This is a genomic window from Candidatus Liberibacter sp. (genome assembly GCF_014048425.1).
In the GTDB taxonomy this organism is placed as follows: Bacteria; Pseudomonadota; Alphaproteobacteria; order Rhizobiales; family Rhizobiaceae; genus Liberibacter.
On sequence record NZ_JACETX010000010.1, the window covers coordinates 1 to 20977 of the forward strand.

Sequence of the window (20977 nt, forward strand, 5' to 3'; positions counted from 1 at the left end):
CTTCATAACACTTAGAGAATCTATACCTTGATTCTTAATTCTTGATTTTTCCAAGATGCGATTAGCTACTGCACGAGCATCATGTGATATTTCTATATTGCTTATCATACTCCTAATTATCCCCGCTCGTTTTACGTCCTCTTAATCTTTTATAGGTTAAAAAAGTTAAAAAAGTAAGGGGTTGACAATAAAAAAGGACTACCCCATTGGCTTATAGCCTGTCCCACCCCCAAAAAAGGTAAGACCAAATATTAAAAAATATTAAGTAAAATCAATAACTTGATTTTAAAATGGTGCACCCGACAGGATTCGAACCTGTGACCTTTGGAATCGGAATCCAACGCTCTATCCAGCTGAGCTACGGGTGCTTTTTACTGATGTGCTAGCTTCTTTTGACAGAAAAATGAGGTAAAAAACTAGCTTTTATTGCAAGATTACTGTGACAATAGCGACAAGCATTCTAGCCATACAATAAGATCATTTCATACTGAAATATTTACTTTTAAAACGCAAGATGAGAATTTCGAGACGGAATTGTAAAAATGAGATACCACACTCTGCCGAAGACTTTTTTGTCATAAGTCCAATTATTGCAAAAGATGAGGGCATCTGAGTTTTGAATTCATTGTTTATATTACAGTCCTTTAATAAAGGGATTTGAGAGGCGTTCTATGCCTATGCTACTGCTAGGACCGTGTCCGCAGACAAAAGATATGTTATCGCTGAGAGGAAGTATCTTTTCTCTTATTGAGGTCAATAACTGCTCTTGATTTCCGTTTATAATATCTGTCCTGCCGATTGCTCGTCTAAATAAAACGTCCCCTAAATGTGCAAAATTACTTTGAAAATTGACGTAAACAACATGACCTGGGGAATGTCCTGGACAGTGAAGTACTTTGAAAATATGTTTGCCAAACGATACGCTATCGCCGTCTTGCAACCAAAGATCCGACGCAGTATTGCGTGCGTCCATGCAAACCGAGAAAAGTTTGGCTTGTTCTTCAAGTCTTTCCATCAAGGAGGCGTCATGCTTGTGGGGTCCTATAATTTCTAACGATAAATCTTCTTTTAATTGAGCTGCTCCCCCTACATGGTCAATGTGCCCATGGGTAATCCAGATCTGTTTGACACGAAAATTGTGGCATTTAATAACTTCTTTTATCTTTTCAACGTCACCTCCAGGGTCTACAACAACCGCTTCCAAGCTTTCTTCATCAAATAGGAAAGTACAATTCTGTTGAAAAGGAGTAACCCGCAAAATATGAAAAGATAATTTAGACATTAGACAATTCCTTTTTAAATGGATGGATGATAGTTGTGTTAGCGTCTGACTGATGGAAGAAAGTTATGGATCTTTTAAGGTCTTTTTAGGAAATTGTATTTGTTAATATAGTGATGAAATATATTTTTAAGCAAAACTGATATGAGAAAATAATTTTCATCAAAGTTTTGCTTTATAACCTCCGCCCTTTGTTTGTAGAAAAGCCTCTCCGCAAGCTTTTGCCAAGGTGCGAATTCGCAGGATATAGCGCTGACGCTCCGTTGTAGATATTACGCCACGGGCATCTAAAATATTAAATATATGAGAAGCTTTGATACATTGATCATAAGCAGGAAAGACACAGTTATGAAAACCTTCTGGATGTCTTCTGGAAGAGCCTGCATCTAAAAGAGCGATACACTCCTTCTCGGAATCAGCGAAATGACCATGTAAAACTTCCGTATTTGCGTACTCAAAATTATAGCGCGAATATTCTTGCTCTGATTGAAAGAATATGTCCCTGTAAAGGACTTTTTTGTTTGCTTCATCATTGAATACAATATCATAAACGTTATCCACGTTTTGCACATACATTGCAAGACGCTCAAGACCATAAGTAATTTCACCGGATATAGGAGAGCATTCGATGCCGCAGACTTGTTGGAAGTATGTGAATTGAGATATTTCCATGCCATCGCACCAGCATTCCCATCCTAAACCCCATGCGCCAAGGGTTGGGCTTTCCCAATTATCTTCAACAAAACGTATATCATGAACAAGTGGATCTATGCCGATGGCTTCAAGAGATTCGATATACAATTTCTGAAGATTGAGGGGATTCGGCTTCAAAATCACTTGGTATTGATAATAGTGTTGTAAACGATTCGGATTTTGAGCATAACGACCATCTGATGGTCGGCGTGTTGGCTGGACATAAGCTACTTTCCAAGGAAGAGATCCAAGGACGCGTAAAGTAGTTGACGGATGGAAAGTGCCAGCACCGATTTCCATGTCATAAGGTTGTAAGATCGTACACCCTTGTTTTGACCAGTATTGTGTTAAAGCTAGGATGAGATTCTGAAAGGAAAGAGGTTTTTTTGTATTGCGAATGGTTGCCAAAATGAGAGTCTTTCATTCAAGATGGACACACGAAGAATAGTCCTTGTCGACCTTTTTTATAAAGGGGGATATAATTTCCCTAGTATATACATATCAAAGACTATTTTGTCATCTCTTCTAAAGATTTTCTATTTGTATTCGCCTGTCTTGTCGTCTTTTACAAGGGTAATAGTTTTTATTTCTGAGTGTATCGTATCGTTCTTCTGAGGCTTGGATTGAGATAAAAACTTACGAAAAGCAATCAATGCACTCCACGAGAGTAGCAATAGAGGGAAAATTTTGGGCATCTCTAAATCTCTCATCCCATTCAAATATAAGGGTTAAGTCCTCCTCACCTTGCCATAATTCTAGCAGACTTTCAGACTTAAAGCAAAAAACTTTTTCAAAACAATCTTAAGTCGTTTCCCGAGAAAAATTTTCTAACTCAGTATCCAGCAGAGGTATCTTTAAGAGCGGTTAAGACTATTTTTTTCTGTATGTATATCGAGTTTTTAATGGTATCTTTGGGGATCTTTTTCAGAAACATCCCCCCTCTCCCCCCATCTTATCACTGTTCCATCTTTAAAGAGGAGGGTTTCAACTGCAGCTAAAGGATATGGAAGTATAACACGCTTGTATATAAGAGAAAGGACAAAGTAGATCAGCATACCAATGAGCTAAACGTAGAGGCTAAAAATCCTAAAACATCTTGTAGGGACAAGTTACGAGATATTCTAAATACGGATAAACTTTTTATCAGAAGTTAAAGAACAAAAAACCTAAATCAGTTAAGTTTATGGAGGAGAACAATAAGGCTAAACTCATTCTCCTGTTCTGTTGAACTCATAGCATGTCCTGCATGATGCCCTTATTTTGTTTTCTCTTGAAAGCAATAACCAAAGTATTATTTACCTAAACGTTTTATGCTAGTGTTTCCGTTGATAAGATCGTTAACGTAATGTGAATAAGACGAACTTTTAGGTTCATGCAGAAAAATAGGATGGCGCAAGATCAATTTCCCGCGCATACCTTTTATGCCTGTCACCAAAATGCGCGTAGAACATTCACCTTCTCTTGGGTAGAGAGGAATGACTTCTAGAGAGCCGATGCGTTTTTCACAAGCATTGATAATTTGTACAAGCGATTGAGGTCTTGCAATTAACGATAGTTGTCCGTTGGATTGCATTATGGCACAAGCAGTACGTATCCATTTTTCAAAAGAATCGTCTAGCATCACATGTGCTTCTTCTTTGACTTTATCGGGTGTCAGGCTTCCCACTCTTTCGTTGAAAGGAGGATTCATAATTACGTGATCATAGAAATTATTTGCCAGCCCAGCTAAAATGCGATTTTTCCCAGATAAAGTAACATCAACCTCAGCAACAGAAACTCGCTTGGAAATTGCCGCATTGATAGGTAAAGCTAAAGTTTTTCGTGCGTAGTTTGCCATTAATTGGGATCGTTCAACCAATAGAATCTGTGCTTTACTCAATCTAGATGCAACAGCAAGGCCTGCTGCACCTGCTCCAGATCCGAGATCTGCCAATTGAAAAGAACCTTTTGCGTTAACCAAAGACGCTAGAATCATTGCATCCATTCCGGAACGATGTCCGCGCGTTAAGGGTTGCACTAAACAGAACTGACCCTGATGAAAAGCATCTATTGTTTCTTCTATCATTTTTTGTTCATTAAGCCTATTTGTATAGGAGAGATTGCCGACAAATAACATTGTCTTTGCAAATTTTTTCTGCTCGATATGGATTTTCCTGATATTATGAGAATCGAACGCCAAGTAAGAGTCGCCGTTTCATCAATAAATTCGGAGATATCTTGATATAATAGTCAATAGATCCTAGAAGGACAAAGGAGATAAATAATTTTTTATGAAAATGCTAGAAGAACTTACTGGCAAGGATATGAAAAAAGTAAACTCGCTTATTCTTTCAAGGATTCATTCGGATGTCGTGATGATTCCAGAGGTGGCGAAGTATCTTGTTTTCTCAGGAGGCAAAAGGCTTCGTCCTATGTTGACTTTAGCAGCGGCCTTGATGTTTGGATATCGTGGTAACCAGCACGTAGAGTTAGCTTCAGCCATTGAATTTATTCATACGGCAACACTTTTGCACGATGATGTTGTAGATGAAAGTAAATTACGAAGAGGAAAATCTGCAGCGCGTTTGATTTGGGGAAATCAGGTCAGCGTTCTTGTTGGAGATTTTTTGTTGAGTCAAGCTTTTCGTATGGTGATAGAAACGAAATTGCAGCAAGCATTAGAGATATTATCAGTAGTGGCCTGTACTATCTCCGAAGGTGAGTTGTTGCAGTTATCTATAGCTAGAAGTCTTGATGTAACAGAAGAGGATCACCTGTGTGTGATACGATCCAAAACGGCCATATTATTTTCTGCCGCTTTAGAAATCGCTTCCGTCATTGCAGGTGCGGATGATTCCGTCCGGGATGCTCTAAAGTTGTATGGAATGAATCTTGGAATTGTTTTTCAACTCGTTGATGATATTTTGGATTATCAGGGAGATGTTCTTGAAATGGGGAAAAATGTCGGGGACGATTTTCGAAATGGTAAGGTCACTTTGCCGGTGATACTTGCGTTTCAAAGAGCGACGACTGAAGAAAAAGACTTTTGGAATTCTGCTATTAAAGAGGATATAATTAGCACAGAAAATTTAGAAAAAGCGCTTGTTTTGATAAAAGATAGTAACGCATTAACTGATGCAAAATATCGAGTGCATTATTACGGAGAAAAGGCAAAAGATTCCCTCAAGAATTTGCCAGAAAACGACTGGAAATCAGCGTTTATGGAGGTCGTTGATTTTTGTGTCGGGCGTCTCAATTAAGAGAGAATAAAGTTGATAAATCTAGGAATAGAAACGCGGTTATCTTATAGGGATGGTTCTTTTTTCTGTGGCAAATATTTTTGCATTTCGTTTGTTGTAATTTGAAGGATTCGGTTATGCAAAGCAGGTTTTTGGGGATTTTATTTATATTTATCCTTCTGACCATTATAGTGTTTCCGAGCAAGCAATGGGCTTCTGATATAAGTTCCTCGCATAAAATTTCTTCTTCAGAAAAGGAAATGATCGAAAAACATGTTCCTTTTAGCTTTTTGTTGCCTGCATACATAGCGACTATGAATCGCCAGTACAAAGTGGCGGCTGAATTTTATGAGAAGGCGCTTTCCTCTATGCCCAATTCTAAAGTTAATGTGCGTTACATGTTGATGATCAATTTGATTATGAGCAATGAGTTCCAAGAGGCTATAAAGCATGCTGAAAAATTATTGGGAGAAGAAATACAGTATTTCCCTATTTACGCTATTATAGCAAAGTATTTCCCTATTTACGCTATTGTAGCTATGGATTCTGTTAATAGGGGAGATTATCAAAAGGCTCAAGATATTTTTTCTCAAAACATCTTCCTTAAAAGCATGGTTGTTGGGCAAAATATTGAATCTCATGGTAGTGAATTCATAGGTAGAATACTGATGGCTTGGATAGGGATGGGACGAAAAGATATCCAAGGGATTCTCGGCTCTATCCCTTACACTCAAGAAGATAAGTTATTGAATATTTTACGTAATTATGAACTCGGGATGATAGCTGGTTCTTCTGGGAATATGCAGATTGCACGAAGTTATCTGAATAGAGCTATTTTTGAAAGTAAGAGTATTCCTATTGTAGAAGATATCTTTAAAAAATCCATCATTGCTCTTGCGAGATTAGAGAGTGAAGATGGAAATGCTAAGGGAGCACTTAAGTTGCTTTCATTCGGGATTGAGCTATTAGAGGATTGTGAATCTTTTGAGATATTACGCAATACAATTGAAAGGGGAGAAAAGATATCTTTCCAAAAATTGACTCCTGTGCAGGGAATGTCTTCGGTTTTCCTTTCTTTAAGTATGATTGGATTTAGGGAGCAAAGGCACGAACTTGTAGAGCTTTTTCTTAAAATTGCATATATGTTTGATCCGGAAAGCGATCATGTTTTATTCGCGCTTGCACGATTTTCTGAATTTTATGGGGAGACGGAACAGGCTATTAAGTTTTATCAAAAAATACCGGGATCATCTTTGATAAAAGTAGATTCCTTGAGAAGACTTTCTTTCAATTTGATAAAGCAGAAACGAGTAAATGAGGGAAAGAAATATATGCAATCTTTGATAGATTCGTATCCCGATAATATTCGTAATTACCTTGCATATGGAGCCCTCTTATATGGAGTGCAAGACTATGTTGGGATGATTGAAAATTACGATAAAGCTATTGAGATAATGAAGAGTAAAAAGGACACTTCTTATTGGAGCCTTTTTTTTAGTCGCGGGGTAGCACAGAAATCCCTTCATAAATGGTTTGAAGCAGAGTCTGATTTCCTTAGGGCATTGGAATTATATCCGGATCATCCTCATATACTGAATAACTTAGCATATTTGTGGGTGGATATGAATATTCATCTTAAAAAAGCGTCTAATATACTTTGCAACGCTGTAAGAATTCGTCCCAATGATAGTAGAATAGTTCAATCTTTGGGATGGGCTTATTTTCGTCTTGGAAGGTTTCAAGATGCTGTAAACATATTGGAAAAGGCTTCTATGCTTAGCCCTAATGATTCGGATATAAATGATCATTTAGGAGATGCTTATTGGCGTATAGGGCGTACACTAGAGGCTTCCTATCAATGGGATCATGCCATTGCCTTTTGTGTTGACAAGGATAAAATTGTACAGATACAAAGGAAGAAAAAGGAAGGCTTACCTCCTCTTGGAGACAAGGATACAAAATCTCTATCAGGAGGATCGGGCGTTTCTGAGGATGAGGATTTTGTCGGATGTATACAGTAATAGTTTTTAGATGGATTTTAGAATCAGAGTATCAGTGAAGATTTTCCTTCAGGATATTATTGAAAGTAAAAGGTATATTTTGATTAGAAGAAAGGATTTTGTGGTCTTTTTGGAATTTTTCTTAGTATAGATTTTTCCTGTTTTAGGATTTTTCAATCGAAAAGAGAAAAGTCCTAGGCTCTCATAAATCTTTGAGATAGATATTATTGTGAATAGAAACATACAAAGGGTTCATTTTAGAGCGTCTACTGCTGCAAAGGCGCAAGAAGCATATCATAATTTGATTCATATTTATGAGGATACTTCTCCTGAAGAAGCCGATGCCATTGTGGTGCTTGGAGGGGATGGTTCTATGCTACAAACTCTTCATGATTCGATGAATTTTGGAAAGCCTGTATATGGCATGAATTATGGCTCTGTGGGATTCCTTATGAATGATTACCGCGAAGAAAATCTTTTAGAGCGTATTTCTAGATCAATCGAATATACTTTTCATCCTCTAAAGATGACGATTTTTAAGGAGGATGGACAGTTTTCGGAAATTTTAGCTATAAATGAAGTTTCTATTCTTCGCCAATCTTTTCGGGCGGCAAAATTAAAAGTTATGATAGATGATAAAATTAGATTAGATGAGCTGATTTGTGATGGATTACTTGTCTCTACTCCAGTTGGATCAACTGCTTATAATTTATCCGCACACGGGCCAATTTTGCCCTTGGAAGCTCCGCTTTTAGCTCTCACTCCGGTGAGCCCTTTTAGACCACGTCGTTGGCGAGGTGCTCTTCTTCCAAATCATGTTAGGGTGGATATTCAGGTTTTAGAGCCTCATGACCGCCCAGTAAATGCTATCGCTGATCACACTGGAGTTAGATTAGCTTTGCGAATACAAATAGCCCAATTTGCTGGTGTAACCATGCGGATTCTATCTGACGCAGATAGGTCTTGGTCAGATCGGATCCTTACGGAGCAATTTTCTGTTTGATACCATAGAATAGCTTTGATGTTACGCAATGTGCAGAATATGAGAAAAGAAATAATCAGTATTATACTCCTGTGATTCGCACTATTGATTATTTGAATTATAAGAGTGAAGAAGGAGCAAATCGTTCTTTTGAATCTTTGAAGAATGGAAATGCTTTTGATCCGCTAGCCAACAATGAATATGGAAAATAGCCCTCTGATGGTTTTAGGGACAGTTTTTCAAAAGAAAAAATTCCTGATATAGCTTTAGCTAATCCGATTTTTGCCATTGCAAAAGAAGGAGAAAACACAAATGGTATTGACGGTTTTCTTCGCAGTATGATTTGAGTTTCAAGTGACGTTCGCTAATTTCTTTTCGAGAGCAAATAACCATAAATAAACTTCATTATCGAAAGCTTTTAAACACATAGTCAATTTTGCAAGCAGGGAAATCCCTGTTGGAAAGTGGATCTAATTCATGCAGTATGCAAACATGTCTTAATGTTACTAATGCATACTTGTCTGGACACAAGGGAAGTTCTGGAGGTAACTGGGCATACCTAGGAGTTAGAGGAAGTGCAGGAAAAGGTGTTAATGAAATACTTTTTTGTTCTGATGGTGGTATATGGTTTTATAGCAATGAGAATGATCACAACATCATCAATGGAACTGACAGCAATCTCTCCTAGCATTCATTCATAAAAACATCGGTGTGTGCGCGTCGTCGGAGGATGGTGTTACTTAACTTCAAGAGGAATTTGCGAAGCTTAAAAGCGAATTAGGAGAGATACAGAACAAGCCTAGTCGGGGATATTGACTTTAATTCTATTAATACGATGATAAAAGATCTTGAAGATAGAGCTGTAGTACCTGAGGGGATTGTAACCAAGGCTTTTAAATATATGGATTATTTTGCAAACAGGAAATCCTGTGGAGAAGATTACATATGTTACACAACATTAATTCACTTTTGAAGCGCAAGTGCTGCTTTCATGAATTCATCTAGATTTCCATCAAGCACATCTGAAGGAGATGTTTTTTCTATATTTGTTCGCAAATCTTTGACAAGCTGATATGGTTGTAGGACATACGAACGGATTTGTCTGCCCCAGCCGATCTCCGTTTTAGAAGATTCTCCAATATTTGCGATGGCTTCTCGCTTTTTTAATGCAAGCTCATAGAGTTTAGCGCGCAACATATTCCACGCTTGGGCTTTGTTCTTATGCTGGGAACGTTCTTGTTGACATTGAACCACGATACCGGTTGGTATATGTGTAATGCGTACAGCTGAATCTGTTGTATTAACGTGTTGTCCGCCCGCGCCTGAGGCACGATAAGTATCAATGCGACAGTCATTTTCATTTAAATCAATCTCAATTGATTCATCCACAACTGGATAAATCCAAACCGAAGAAAAAGAAGTATGACGACGGGAATTGCTATCGAAAGGAGATATTCTTACGAGTCTGTGAACCCCTGATTCTGTTTTTAGCCAGCCGTAAGCATTATGTCCTTTGATTAATAAGGTAGCTGATTTTATGCCTGCTTCTTCTCCGTCGTGGGTTTCAAGGAGTTCTACCTTGAATTTTCTCTTCTCAGACCATCGGATATACATCCGCAATAACATATTTGCCCAATCCTGACTCTCTGTTCCTCCTGCTCCGGAGTGGACCTCAAGGTAAGTATCATTGGAATCCGCCTCGCCTGAAAGAAGGCTTTCAAACTGTTTGCATTCAGTATCTAATCTGAGTTTTTCCAAATTTTCTGTTGCCTCTTGTAGAGTAGAAGGATCCTCTGCTTCCAAAGCCAATGCCAAGAGGGTTCTATTGTCACAGAGTCGATTCTCAAGCTCTGTAATGGAAACAATCGCGTCATCTAGGTTTTGGCGTTCGCGCAATAATGCTCGAGCCGCATCTGTATTCTCCCATAAATTTGGATCTTCAGCTTGATCATTAAGAAAATTCAAACGTTTTACAGCGTTATCCCAGTCAAAGAGACCTCCTTAGCAGTTGAATAGCCTGCTTTATTTCGGTGATAGTATTTTGAATTTCATTATTTAGGGTGGTCATTTTGATCGCTTCCTCAGTTAAAAGATAAAGAGCCGATTATGTTTTCGACTTGGAGATATGAGATTATAGCTGTTGATAAAGATCTAGAATAGTCCTCCATTTCCAGAATTAATTGCCTGATTGGCTTGAGGGGACCTTCTCAATATTTCTTCAGAAGAGGCGTTGCTGTCTTCATCGATGACTGTATAGGTTTTGGCGGGTCCTGTTCCGGGTTTAAAGGCTTCAATGATTGTATCTGGATCACCTTTCCGGGCTCGCATTCCTGTCCATTTGTTGATGGGGATGAGGTTCATTCCTTCTGGAATTATAAAACGAGATGGTGGCGTTTCTTTAAGTGCTGCTTGCATAAAAGAATTGAAAATAGGAGCTGAAAGACTGCTTCCAGTTGCATCTTCTCGTAAAGGGGCTGGAGTATCGTAGCCGATATAAATTCCAGCTACGAGCGTAGGGCTATATCCTATAAACCAGGTATCTACGTTATGATTCGTCGTGCCGGTTTTTCCAGCGATAGGTCGATTTAATTTCACTTTACCTGCTGCGGTTCCACGTGTAATAACCCCTTCTAACATGGAAGTAATTTGATAAGCTGTCATAGGATCAAGAACTTGTTCTCGTTTATCAATTATTTCGGGTTCATTTTGTCCCTGCCAGCTGTCATAATTACAGTCATCACAAATCCGGTCTTCTTGTTTAAAAATATTTTTCCCATACCTATCTTGAATGCGATCAATAAAGGATGGTCGAATTTTTTTTCCTCCATTAGCAATGACGGCATAAGCTGAAACCATATTCAAGACGGTTGTCTCGCCTGCGCCCAGCGACATTGATAGGAGGGGTGACATTTTTTCGTAGATACCAAAATTCTCAGCATAATCAGCGACAACGCTCATTCCCATGTTATGAGCAAGTCGTACTGTCATAGTATTGCGTGATTTTTCAAGGCCAACACGTAACGTGGATGGACCTAACGATGTTTTGCTGTAATTTTCAGGCTTCCAAACTTTTCCGCCAGAAACGATTTCAATTGGAGCGTCCATAATAACCGAAGCGGCGGTATAACCGCTATCTAGTGCTGCGGCATAAACAATCGGTTTAAAACATGACCCTGGCTGGCGTCTAGCCTGTGTAGCACGGTTGAATTCTGATTGATAATAGGAAAATCCGCCTATGGCGGCAAGAACGCGACCAGTGTGAGGATCCATCGCAACAAATCCTCCTTGAATTTTGGGAATTTGACGTAATTCCCACCCTGCGCCCATATGTTCCACATAAATCACATCTCCGGGAGATAGAATTAGAGCGGGTTCTGGATCAGCAATGTTATTGTCTGGCAAAGAATTATAAGCCCAGCGCATGGAATCAGCTTGAATGATGCTTTGCGCACGCTCAGATTTAATTTTGCCATTTCTATCGATAGATGGACGAATTCCTATGTTGACATGAGATTTAGAGACTCCTAAAACAACAGCAATTTTCCATTCGGGGACGTCATGCAAAATAGGGATAGAAGCTAAAGCAGATCCCCATTCATTTTGTAGATTAATACGCGTTATAGAACCTCTAAAACCTTCGCGTTGATCGTAATCTATGAGACCTTTTTGGAGAGATTTTCGGGCATAAATCTGCAGTTGGGGATCAAGGGATGTTCGTATAGACAAGCCACCTTGATATAGAAATTTTTCTCCATACTGATCGATTAAGTGGCGCCGTACTTCTTCAGAAAAATACTCGGTTCCAAACTGATGTACTCCGTGGTTTCTATAGGTGATATTGAGGGGCTTCTTTTTGGCTTCTATAGCCTGCCCTTCGGAAATATAGGAATTCTCCGCCATGCGATCAATGACCCAATTGCGACGGGAGATTGCGGCTTCATGTTTGCGAAAAGGATTGTAATTGCTTGGACCTTTGGGGAGGGCGGCTAGATAAGCTGCTTCGGCTATGTCTAATTCACTTACAGATTTTTCAAAGTAAGTCAGAGCTGCTCCGGCTATTCCATAGGAATTAAACCCGAAAAAGATTTCATTTAGGTAAAGCTCCAAGATTTTGTCTTTGTCGTATGCTTGTTCAATGCGAAAAGAAAGGATGATTTCTTTAATTTTGCGCTCCATAGTTTGATCTGAGCTCAAAAGGAAAATTTTTGCAACCTGTTGCGTTATAGTAGAGGCGCCCTCTGGGCGCCGTCCATGTCCAATTTTTTTTATATTATGAAGAAAAGCACGAATAATTCCAAAAACATCAATTCCGGGATGGTGGTAAAAATTTTTGTCTTCAGCAGAGATAAATGCAGACTTGACGTGAGAAGGGATTGATTGAATGGGTAAGAACAAGCGATTCTCCGTTGCATATTCTGCAATGAGTGAGCCATCCCCCGCATGGACTCTTGTAGTAACAGCGGGTGTATAAGAATTTAGTCCAGCATAGTCGGGCAGATCCTGAGAGATCTGGGTAATGTAGATATTGATTGCCAATACAGCGCTTAAAAACGAATACGAAGCAAACCCAAAAAAATACCCAACTAGTTTAATTGCTTTAAGATACACCAGAAATTCTCCGATGTTGGAAAAATGCTAAATCTTCGACTATAAAACAGGAGTTTCATAAGCGAGAGAAACCAGAAATTCTATCATAGAAGTTCAACAATTAAAATACTTTCATGCGCTGGATTTTCAAGTAAAATGCAAGCTTTTGTTCTAAAGGATAGCATAAGTTTATTTTTAGATATATTTGGAATTTCATGTTTTCCAAAAAAAATCTGTTGTATAAATATGACGTTGGTCAAAATAACTTCCATAAAAGTGGGATAATTAAATCTCTGATATAAAATTATAAAATTAAACGCTTCTTTTCTCTTGCTATCTTGATGCATAGAAATTACTAGTTAAAAGACTGCCCTCTGCTTTTTGAATGTTTACAAGTGGTGGATTTGGTGGTTAAGGAACAAGAATTTGCTTTCGACTATGATATCTGGGAACATTGGTTTTTTGGTTTCCGTTTTTCGTGGTTTCTCCGATGTAAGTCGGTTTTCCTGTCTTCCATGTATTGTGGTTGATTTGGATAAGGTTTTGTTGGACTCTTTCTGGTAGGGAAAGGGGCTTTGTATTTGGTTATAAGTTAGTTTGACTCATGTCGCATGGAAGCTTTTTGAGTTTATGTGATCGTAATAAAGAAGGGGGAGATTCCTCGTATTTATGCTGAATGCGCATTTGAGATACAAAATATCTTTGTCGTCTAGTGCAGCTCACTCGTGGTTTTCTGATCTTTCGGTATTTCAGATTATTTCATGGATTGAGCGCCGAGGAGAGAGAAGTATATGGCAAATAAAATGCTTATTGATGCTTCGCATGTCGAAGAGACGCGCGTTGTCGTCTTGCGTGATAATCTTGTAGAGGAACTTGATTTTGAATCTGAACACAAGAAACAAATAAAGGGAAATATATATTTAGCGAAGATTACGCGTGTTGAGCCTTCATTGCAAGCTGCCTTCGTAGATTATGGAGGTAACCGCCATGGTTTTCTCGCTTTTTCAGAGATACATCCCGATTATTATCAGATACCATTTTCAGATCGTCAGGCTTTATTGAAAGCAGCTGCCCAGGTAAATTGTCGTGAAGCTGAAAGTTCTGATACAGATTCAGATGATTTATGTGACGCAAAAGAAGAGCAAGGAGATGTTCTTTCTGAGGAGCAGACCTCTCTTGAGAAAGAGGGAGATGTTGAGAAAATCTCAGAAGATGCGGTTGTTACATCTGATTCTGAGGATCTTCCAAAGGATGAGGCTACGGTTCGAAAATTTAGAAGACAGTATTGTATTCAAGAAGTAATAAAAAATCGTCAGATTTTATTGGTGCAAATTGTTAAAGAAGAGAGAGGTAATAAGGGTGCTGCAGTTACGACATATCTTTCTTTGGCAGGTCGGTATTCTGTATTGATGCCCAATACGCCTCGAGGAGAAGGCGTCTCTCGGAAGATAACGAATCCTGTTGATCGCAAAAATCTCAAGGAGATTGCTCGTGGACTTGAGGTGCCTCCAGGGATGGGTGTTATTTTGCGCACTGCTGGCGCAGCCCGTACAAAAATTGAAATAAAGCGCGATTTCGAGTATCTTATGCGCCTTTGGGATAATGTTCGTACACTGGCTTTAAATTCGATTGCTCCTCATTTAGTTTATGAAGAGGGCAATTTGATTAAAAGGTCAATTCGGGATCTTTACGCTAAGGATATGTCAGAAATTGTTGTATCTGGCGAGAAAGGGTATCGTGAAGCAAAGGATTTCATGAAGCTCTTGATGCCTAGCCATGCCAAGATAGTTCTTCTATATCGAGATGTTCATCCAATTTTTTCTCGTTCCGGGATTGAGGTTCAATTAAATTGTCTACATCAGCCTGAAGTAACTCTACCGTCTGGTGGTTATATTATTATTAGCCAAACGGAAGCACTTGTCGCTATAGATGTTAATTCAGGACGTTCAACCCGGGAACATTCTGTAGAAAACACAGCTTTTCAAACTAATTTGGAGGCTGCTGAAGAAATCGCTCGTCAGCTACGTCTCCGTGATTTGGCAGGTTTAATAGTTGTCGATTTTATTGATATGGAAGAGAAACGAAACAATCGTGCTGTGGAAAAAAAGCTTAAAGAAAGCTTAAAAAGGGATCGGGCACGTGTTCAGGTGGGTTGTATATCTCATTTTGGAATTTTGGAGATGTCGCGGCAACGTATTCGGGCTTCCGTTCTTGAGAGTACTACGAAAATCTGTGTCCATTGTGGAGGAGCAGGATATGTTCGATCTCAATCTTCAATAGCGCTGAGTGTTCTGAGAAGTATAGAAGATTATTTGCTGCAATGTACTGCGTATAATATTACTGTGCATACGACGTCAGAAGTCGTTCTATATCTTCTCAATCAGAAACGTGCTGCAATTATCGAATATGAAAAGAGATTTGGGGTCTCAATTAATATAGTGATTGGCTCTCGACTTGAAGATAAGTTTTTCTACATTGAAAAGGGAACCTCTGTTCAATGTCCTGTGAAAATTGAGAATTTGGTTGATTCTTCTGGATTTGATGAAAACAGAGATTCTTTTTTGCAATATGATAGGAAGAATGAAGATTCTCAGCAAGATGTGTCTTTATATGATGAGATAAAAGGGGATGTTTCTTGTGAAACGAGAGATTCGCAAAGTGAGGATGATGTAGTCTTCGGGGCTTCTAAAGAGGAAGATCAAGAAGATTCTTTAGAAAAAAAAGAGGCTTCTACTTCGGATGGATCCTCTCCTGCTTTTCGGAGGCGAAGGCGGAGACGTAATAAGCGTCATAGGCGTCCTGCTATAGAGGGGGATGATGTTCCTCCTCATCCGTCTGATATTTTAGGTCCAGTAAAAAGCACTGTGAATGAATTGTTTATAAAGGAAGACGATGTTTCTTCTGATGTTCATAGGGTGGGTTATTCCGTGGATGGATTCCGTCATTCTCCTGACTTCGTTCAGCCTTCCCTTGGCGTTTTTTCTGAGAATAATTGTGATCCTACAGAATCTCCTCCAGCCAAAAAGAGATTAGGTTGGTGGAGGAGGCGGTAGCGGTAGCAGTTATTGTTTAAGGAAAAATTTTTCATAATTTTACGTCGTAACATGTAGTTTTTAGAGCTATTAATGGATTTTTAGAGGTGTTTTTTATATCATAAAGACATATATTCTGAATATGATATATTCGCTTAATCAGTTGTTCTAAGCAGATATTGAAGTTGATGGAGAAAATATAGTTTATAAAAACTATTGCAAAATTGGAGTTTCTATTGGAGAGGGAAAGAGGTTCGTTATTATCGGCGGTGCCGTCAATAGTAAAAAAGAGAAAAATTCTGATAACTTTGAGTTTCTTTCTGCGAAGAAGGTTTTCTTCCCTGTAGTTTTTGTGAAAATTTAAGCTCAGTACATATGATAGGAAGGGGATTTTAAAGGGAGTTTTTTGAAGAAATTTTCAGAGCACTCTCTTTAAAAGAATAAAGTGTATCTAGTGCTTCTAGAGGGGTCATTTCGTCAAGATTAAGCTGTTTAATTTTTTCAAGAAATTCTCTGCTTTCAGATGTTTCTTTTTTCGATTGTCTAGTTTGAAGTGGTGATATTTGATAAGGAATGTTTTCTCCTGCCTGGTTATTGCAATACAATTTTTCGAATTTTGCTAAAACATCATAGGCACGAAATATTACTGAAGATGGTAATCCTGCTAATTTTCCTACCTGTATTCCATAGGAATGACCAGCAATTCCTAGCTCTAATTTGTGAAGGAAAATAATTTTATATTTGTTTTCAATGACTTGTAGAGTAGCATTATGCAATCTTGGCAAACTTTTTGATAAAGCTGTTAATTCATGAAAATGGGTCGCCAACAATCCGCGACAACGATTAATTTCATGTAAGTGTTCTATAGCTGCCCATGCTATAGAAAGCCCGTCTAAAGTAGAAGTTCCTCGCCCGATCTCATCAAGAATAACGAATGATTGGTTGGTTGCTTGATTTAAAATCGCTGCTGTTTCAATCATTTCAACCATAAAAGTAGAGCGTCCCCCTGCAAGATTGTCAGCAGAGCCAACGCGTGAGAATAACTTATCTACGATTCCAAGATGAACAAAAGATGCAGGGACATAGGATCCCATTTGTGCCATGATCAAAATTAAGGCATTTTGACGTAAGAATGTCGATTTTCCTCCCATATTAGGGCCTGTTAGAAGCCAAAGACTTCCATCGTTTTCATTATCAGGACAAGATAGATTGCAGTCATTAGCAACAAAGGGTTTTGAAAACTGGTGTTTTAATGTTTTTTCAACAACCGGATGGCGTCCATCTTTTATAATAAATTTCCTTGAAGTATCAACGATAGGGCGACAATAGTTTTGTTCTTTGGCTAGCATTGCTAAAGCGATGGATATATCAATTATAGAAATTGCCTGTGATGCAGAAGTTAAAGATCCCGAATTGTCTATTATAGATTGAGATAGTGTATCAAAGGCTTCTAATTCAATCAGCAAAGCTTTGTTAGTAGCATTAGCAATGCGATTTTCCAGATCGATAAGTTCAAGGGTGGTAAAACGCACTACGTTAGCCATAGTTTGGCGATGTAAAAAGCGAGCTTTGTTCTCTGAATTTTCTGTTAGTATATTGGAATTATTAGATGTTACCTCAACGAAGTATCCCAAGTGATTGTTGTGTTTAATTTTAAGATGTTTTATTCCTGTTCCTTCTGCATATTTCAATTGTAGGGATGCAATAACACGTCGGGATTGATCACGAAATAATCTTGCTTCATCTAGCTCTGGATCTGCTTCATCGCGCAGAAAACCTCCCTCTCGTTTAAGAGCGGGCACTTCCTCCAATAACATCGAAGATAGTGTTGCTTCAAGAGAAATAGGGAGATTTTGCAGTTTCTTGACTGCGTTATACAATTCCTCCGGTATCGCATCAAGAGGTATGATGTTAAGTATAGCCATACCAGAACGTATTCCGTCACGGATAGCAGCGAGATCTCGTGGCTCGCCTCGTTCAATTTTGAGACGAGAAAGCGCTCTTGGTATATCGGGAGAAGATTTTAAGATTGTCTGTATAGACGAAATCAACTTTGAATTTTTAAGGAAAAAATCTATTGAATCGAGACGAGTATTTATCTTCTGAGGGCTTGTTAAAGGCGAAGAAAGTCTTTCAGCGAAGAGCCTTCCTGCTCCTCCGGTTATACTGTAATCAAGCGCTTTTAAAAGGGATCCTTCACGCTGCCCCGATAATGTTCGCATTATTTCTAAATTAATGCGAGCTGCAGAGTCGATAAACAGCGTTGATTTAATATCTTCCCGTTCAGGTTTTCCAATAGTAGGTTTTTCTAAAAGTTGTGTTTTTTTTATATAGGCAATAATTGCTGCTGCTGCTGTTATTTCAGATCGAGAAAAAGAACCAAAACCATCCAAAGTTGTGGTTCCATAGTAGGTAGTAATGCGATTTTCAGCAATCGTACTGTCAAAAAATACAGATGGTTGTGGTACGGCTATATTCCCTAATGTACCAAGGAGTGATTTGTTTTCAGGGCAGGATAACTCTATTTCAGAAAAGATCACTTCTCGTGGATCGATTCGCATTATATCCGCAATTAATCTGTTATTATCTGATGTAGAAATTTTAAAAATTCCAGTAGAAATATCAATCCATGCAATTGCCCAATCATTGCGAATGCGAGCTAATGCCATCAAGTAATTCGAATCTGCAGGGGAAAGAAGTTGATCTTCGGTAATGGTGCCTGGCGTTACGAGACGGACTACATTACGGTGTACTAATGATTTCGTTCCGCGTTTTTTTGCTTTGACAGGAGTTTCAGTTTGTTCACATATGGCAACACGATGACCTGATTTAATCAATTTTTGAAGATAGTCATTCGCAGTATGGGCTGGAACACCGCACATCGGAATATCTTTTCCTAAGTATTGGCCACGTTTTGTTAAGGTTATTCCAAGGCAACGAGAAGCTACAAGGGCATCTTCAAAGAACAGTTCATAAAAATCTCCCATTCTATAGAATAGCAAACTATCAGGATTAACGGATTTTATCTCAATATATTGACGAATCATGGGGGTGGCTAATTTTTGGCTTTTATCCGAATTTAGCTGTTCAAGACATGATACCTGTGGTGATTGAGATTGATTCGTCATACTGAATTTATTCCCTTATCGTTTGGATTTTGAAAGTAATGGAAAAATCCACAATAGGATAGATTCTTTTTAAGATGTGACCAATTATTTTTTAAGAATGGGGTATAGAGATTCGGGCTTTAAGGGATTTTTAAATACCTAAAACGATGATTTTTTTTCTTTATATAAAAGGATAATTTCATTATAAATTAGCATGCACGCGCCTAGAGTTATAAAAAAATCCGCAAAATTGAAAATAGCAAAAGACCATATTCGGATATGCAACATCACGTAATCAATGACGTATCCATATAGATAGTTGTCTATTAAATTTCCTAATGCGCCGGCGATAATCAACATATATCCTGCATCAAGGATATAGGAATTTTTGGCTTTCTTCCATATCAAAATGACAGCAGAAACGATAAGTATACGCATACTTATAATCAACCAAGGTGATGTGTTTGCAAGGATTGAGAAAGCTACACCAGTATTATACGTGAGGTATAAAGAGAAAAAAGGTAAAACGTAAAAAGGATGGTGTAAAATAAGATAGGAGTCCATGGCCATTTTAATGGATTGATCAAGGATCAACAAAAAAACAATCAATAAAAAGATTGCAATACGGCGATAGGAAATTATCTCATGAAACCTTGGTTTGTTTTTAAAAAATGTTTTAAGCATGTTGCTGTTTAGCATAATCTTCCTGATATAGACTAGTCTTTTAAATTAAAGGTTTTTCGTATAGTACTATAAATATATCGTATCATAAAAACAATTGAGTAGTATTAGAAAACTTTTAGGCTTTATCCTCCGTCTCCGTTCGAAAAAAATAATTATCGCCTAGTTTATTCCAATATTTATGCGTAAGACCTATCGAAGAATCACTGCAATCCTTTGCTGAATTTTAAGCAAAGGCATATATAGAAAAATCATCTTTTGGCGATATTTTATTCTATCTAGACGAAAAAGATATAAGCCTCCAAGCATAAAAAACGGCTTCGTCATTTTCAAGGCATGGCGCCATTAAAAAGTGCAAAACCCCTGAAAGACGAAGCCGAAAGATGTCAGGCATAGAATGGAACAAAGGCGAATAAATTTTAAGGAAGATATAGCATCGTCCTAGGATATGTTCCCTTGAATTCTACGAAATATCACTCAAAGATACAAGTTTGGATAATTATTCACTATCGCTATCGCTATCGCTATCGCTATCAGCATCATCTGGTAATGAAGGATTGAGGCGCTGCTTTAGATTTTTCCCGGATCTAAAGAAAGGAACCCATTTCTCTCCAATAGAGATAACTTCTCTCGTATGAGGGGCTATACCCATCCGTGCTGCGCGTTTCTTGACAGCGAAAGAACCGAATCCGCGCAACTCAACGCGTCCTCCAGATGCAAGTGCACTCGACATTTCCTCCAATAACGTATCAACTATGTCCTTAACATTAGCATGTGTTATATGAGGATAACGCTTTGCGATTATGTCTATTAAATCAGATTTTATCAAGATTCTTCTCCTACCTAAACTTTATTACTGGAAGGTTCTAAGATTCCGTCAAATTGACAACAATCCGACAGAAGCGATTTACCTTACGACTAGAATTTCACTCCTATTCTTAGAGTGGAATACTAGAAGAAGTGCCCCCTTTAATGAATATAGAGATTTTAAAACTGCTTCTTCCCTTTCCAAAATATCTATAAGTCTCCTCTCATAGGTGGTTATCAACCAAGTGAGGATGCTGATAAGTCCTTTATAGAATCATTTTAGAACTTTTCATAATGCACCTCTGGTTTCGATTTATCTCCTATGAGTCTGGATATTTTGACTCGTGGAACATATAGATATTCAGCGAGTAGATTCCAGAAAAAGCGAGCAAACCCTATAACCATAAGCGCAATCACATATCGGAACTTAATCTTCTCAAATAAAGTTCTTTTGATGCAAAGCATAGAAAAGGAAATCTTCCAATTTTATATACACCTCAGCGTGCATCATAGATAGCAAGGTAAACGTTAATATTTTGTTTCTAAAGAAAGAGGTAGTTCACCTTAATATTAAAATAAAATAGATTTCTT

General features: G+C 38.2%; 14 protein-coding genes and 1 tRNA gene. 5 read left to right on the top strand and 10 right to left on the bottom strand.

Translation table 11 applies throughout. The features are described from left to right. Positions 1–291 precede the first annotated feature (291 nt). From H0G72_RS01995 to H0G72_RS02015, 5 genes are all read right to left on the bottom strand, one after another. Positions 292–368, bottom strand: a tRNA-Arg gene (locus H0G72_RS01995). A 266-nt stretch (positions 369–634) separates the two neighbouring features. Further along, positions 635–1282: an MBL fold metallo-hydrolase gene (locus H0G72_RS02000; RefSeq protein ID WP_182017100.1), complete on the bottom strand. Its 648-nt coding sequence runs from the start codon at positions 1280–1282 to the stop codon at positions 635–637. 159 nt (positions 1283–1441) lie between these two features. After that, positions 1442–2380, bottom strand: a complete 939-nt coding sequence (locus H0G72_RS02005; RefSeq protein ID WP_182017102.1) for a glycine--tRNA ligase subunit alpha — start codon at positions 2378–2380, stop codon at positions 1442–1444. A gap of 128 nt (positions 2381–2508) precedes the next feature. Further along, positions 2509–2667: a hypothetical protein gene (locus H0G72_RS02010; protein ID WP_182017104.1), complete on the bottom strand. Its 159-nt coding sequence runs from the start codon at positions 2665–2667 to the stop codon at positions 2509–2511. A 596-nt stretch (positions 2668–3263) separates the two neighbouring features. Next, positions 3264–4037, bottom strand: a complete 774-nt coding sequence (locus tag H0G72_RS02015) for a tRNA1(Val) (adenine(37)-N6)-methyltransferase (RefSeq protein WP_182017147.1) — start codon at positions 4035–4037, stop codon at positions 3264–3266. Between the two features lie 205 nt (positions 4038–4242). Between H0G72_RS02015 and H0G72_RS02020 the strand changes: the two genes are divergently transcribed. The 4 genes from H0G72_RS02020 (at position 4243) to H0G72_RS02035 (ending at position 8860) form a co-directional block, all read left to right on the top strand. Beyond that, positions 4243–5211 (top strand): polyprenyl synthetase family protein, encoded by a 969-nt coding sequence (locus H0G72_RS02020; RefSeq protein WP_182017106.1) that lies wholly within the window; start codon positions 4243–4245, stop codon positions 5209–5211. A gap of 116 nt (positions 5212–5327) precedes the next feature. Further along, positions 5328–7211, top strand: a complete 1884-nt coding sequence (locus H0G72_RS02025) for a tetratricopeptide repeat protein (RefSeq protein ID WP_182017108.1) — start codon at positions 5328–5330, stop codon at positions 7209–7211. 208 nt (positions 7212–7419) lie between these two features. Next, positions 7420–8193 (top strand): NAD kinase, encoded by a 774-nt coding sequence (locus H0G72_RS02030; RefSeq protein WP_182017110.1) that lies wholly within the window; start codon positions 7420–7422, stop codon positions 8191–8193. A 436-nt stretch (positions 8194–8629) separates the two neighbouring features. Continuing rightward, complete coding sequence (locus H0G72_RS02035) at positions 8630–8860, top strand: hypothetical protein (RefSeq protein WP_182017112.1); 231 nt, start codon at positions 8630–8632, stop codon at positions 8858–8860. A gap of 275 nt (positions 8861–9135) precedes the next feature. Here H0G72_RS02035 and prfB read toward each other — a convergent pair. Beyond that, a protein-coding gene (gene prfB, locus H0G72_RS02040) for a peptide chain release factor 2 (RefSeq protein ID WP_182017114.1) occupies positions 9136–10240 on the bottom strand; the annotation gives its coding sequence in 2 pieces (ribosomal slippage) (positions 9136–10161 and positions 10163–10240; 1104 coding nt in all). A gap of 83 nt (positions 10241–10323) precedes the next feature. Then, positions 10324–12780 carry a penicillin-binding protein 1A gene (locus H0G72_RS02045; protein WP_182017116.1) on the bottom strand — a complete coding sequence of 819 codons (2457 nt, stop codon included), beginning with the start codon at positions 12778–12780 and terminating at the stop codon, positions 10324–10326. Positions 12781–13550: 770 nt separating this feature from the next. Between H0G72_RS02045 and H0G72_RS02050 the strand changes: the two genes are divergently transcribed. Then, positions 13551–15812, top strand: coding sequence for an Rne/Rng family ribonuclease (locus H0G72_RS02050; RefSeq protein WP_182017118.1), 2262 nt, complete (start codon positions 13551–13553; stop codon positions 15810–15812). Between the two features lie 371 nt (positions 15813–16183). Here H0G72_RS02050 and mutS read toward each other — a convergent pair whose 3' ends face one another. From mutS to H0G72_RS02065, 3 genes are all read right to left on the bottom strand, one after another. Beyond that, a complete protein-coding gene (mutS, locus tag H0G72_RS02055; protein ID WP_182017120.1) occupies positions 16184–18919 on the bottom strand; it encodes a DNA mismatch repair protein MutS in 2736 nt (911 codons plus the stop codon). A 138-nt stretch (positions 18920–19057) separates the two neighbouring features. Then, positions 19058–19597: a signal peptidase II gene (lspA, locus tag H0G72_RS02060; protein WP_259345096.1), complete on the bottom strand. Its 540-nt coding sequence runs from the start codon at positions 19595–19597 to the stop codon at positions 19058–19060. Between the two features lie 481 nt (positions 19598–20078). Next, positions 20079–20408 (bottom strand): HU family DNA-binding protein, encoded by a 330-nt coding sequence (locus tag H0G72_RS02065; protein WP_182017122.1) that lies wholly within the window; start codon positions 20406–20408, stop codon positions 20079–20081. Positions 20409–20977 lie beyond the last annotated feature (569 nt).